Genomic DNA, 306 nt, shown 5'->3' on the forward strand with positions numbered 1-306 from the left:
GGGCGAAGCGGGAGCTTGGCCGCTCGGTCCTCGATCTCGGCAAGGGCCATGCCGAGCACCTGATGGCGGTCATTGCCGAGGCGCTGACGGCGGGTGCGATGGATTACTCAGGTCTGGGCGCCATCGCCGTGTCCGTCGGGCCGGGCTCGTTCACCGGCCTGCGCGTCGGCGTGTCGACGGCGCGCGGCCTGGCGCTGGCCTTGAAGGTGCCGGCGATCGGAGTGACGACGCTGGAGGCTTTGGCCGCCGAAGCGGCGGCGGAATTTCCCGGCCGGCCCGTGCTCGCGGCGCTCGATGCCGGACGCG

The 306-nt window shown here is 72.9% G+C and carries 1 protein-coding gene; it reads left to right on the top strand.

Annotated elements, in window-relative coordinates; all coding sequences use genetic code 11:
- A partial coding sequence (gene tsaB / locus EN804_RS36150) for a tRNA (adenosine(37)-N6)-threonylcarbamoyltransferase complex dimerization subunit type 1 TsaB (RefSeq protein ID WP_135922404.1) occupies positions 1–306 on the top strand: 306 nt, incomplete at both ends.

The sequence above is a fragment of the Mesorhizobium sp. M8A.F.Ca.ET.161.01.1.1 genome (assembly GCF_004792105.1).
In the GTDB taxonomy this organism is placed as follows: domain Bacteria; phylum Pseudomonadota; class Alphaproteobacteria; order Rhizobiales; family Rhizobiaceae; genus Mesorhizobium.